A 1,944-nucleotide genomic window follows, 5' to 3' on the forward strand; every position below is an offset into this window, starting at 1 on the left:
TATCATCTATAAATGATTTATCAATTTTTAAGTAATCTATAGACATTATTTTCAAATAACTTAAAGAAGAGTTCCCAGTTCCAAAGTCATCTATGGAGATTTTTATACCTAATTCTCTTAATGTTTTTAATTTATCAATAATCAGGTCTGGATACTGCATAGCTTCTGATTCTGTTATTTCTATACCTAATTTAACCTTACTGAAATTTTTTGATAAAATTTCATCTTTTACAAACTCTGTAAAGTTTGCTTCCAGTATTTGTTGAATATCTACATTTACATTAATCTTAATATCTTCTATTCCTTGATTTTCCCATATTTCAGCCTGTTGTAAAACTTCTTTAAAAATCCACTTACCGACATCTTTTATAAGACCTGTTTCTTCTAAAATGGGTATAAATTCTGCAGGAGATATAAAGCCAAATTTTTTACTGTTCCATCTTAGTAAGGCTTCTACACCAACTATTTTTAAATTTTTAATGGAAAATATTGGCTGATATACAAGGAAAAACTCTTTATTTTCTATTCCTGATTTTATAAAAGATGTCAATTGTGCTTTTCTTAAACTTTTAACTATTATGTCATTATCTGCAAGAATTGCAAGATTTTTACCTATTTTTTTTCCATGGAATAAGGATATATCCGCAATTTTTAACAGGTCTTCGTATGTTTTCCCATGTTCTGGATATTTTGATATACCTGCAGTTGAAGTTATGTCTAATTTATAATCTTCTATGAAAAAGGGTTTATCAAGGTATTCAATGATTTGATTTACCAGTTTAATTAATTGGGAATCTGATTCAAAATATTTACCATCTATATAAATTAAAAACTCATCTCCTCCAAATCTGCCTACAAACCCTTTTTCACCGATGAAATTCTTTAATCTATGTGCATAATTTTGAAGGAGCTTATCGCCTATTATATGTCCGAATAAATCATTTATTTCCTTAAAATTGTCTGTATCAAATATTACAAGTGCAAATTTGTTTTTGTTTGATATTTCAGCTTTTACCTTTTTCTCAAAGAAGTATCTGTTATATACACCTGTTAAATAATCATAGTATATGTAATTTCTTAATTTTTTTATCATCTGGTTTATATGTTCAGAAATTAGCCTTATTTCATCATTACCTTGCACTTTAACCATTGTATCTAAATCACCATGAGATACCTTTTCAAGAACATTGATTACATTTTCTATTCTTCTTGATATATATTTTTTAAATACAGTGTTTAATATAAAACCAGCTATAATTATGCTTCCTAAAAATATAAGTATGTTAGATAATAAAAAGTATAAACTTGATATTTTATCGTTAAGAAAGTTATATTCTACGAGTAAAACACCATGCTCTTTAGGTCTTATTTCTCCCTTTTTCCTGAGAAATATACTTTCTATAAAAAATATTTTACTTTTATCTTTGTTGAAGAAATATTTTATATTTTCCCTGTATATCTGGTTTTTTCTTAAGAATGGATAGATTTCTTTTATATTTTCTCCTGTAAATTTTTTCTTTGACGCAATTATTACTTTTCCTTTAGGGTTTATCAAAAATACATTTTCTATGTTTTTCTGCGTTGATAAATATGCTATGGCAGCTTCTACATCAGAAATTTCATTTTGATTTATATTTTTTTCAATTATTTCTGAAGCCAAAGAAATTTTAATTCTCAGGTCTTCTATAATGTTTTTTTCAAGTTTATCAAAGTAAATTTTGGAATAAGAAACAGAAAATATAATAAGAGATATTACCGCTGCAACTGTAAGACTTAAATAGAATATATGGCTTATTTTTAGTTTTAATAAATACTTAATTAAATCAGCCAAATTACTTTCCTTTTAAAAACCGCATATTTATTAGAGTTTCGGCATTAATCTTAAAATTTTTATCAATAAGATTTTTATCTTTCATAATTTTTGTAATTGAAATTATTGTTTTT

1 protein-coding gene is annotated in these 1,944 nt (G+C 25.4%); it reads right to left on the bottom strand.

Translation table 11 applies throughout. From position 1 onward, the window contains the following. On the bottom strand, positions 1 to 1,831 hold a 1,831-nt coding region (locus HG1285_RS18940; RefSeq protein WP_008288883.1), incomplete at its 3' end, for an EAL domain-containing protein. Positions 1,832 to 1,944 lie beyond the last annotated feature (113 nt).

This window comes from Hydrogenivirga sp. 128-5-R1-1 (assembly GCF_000171895.1).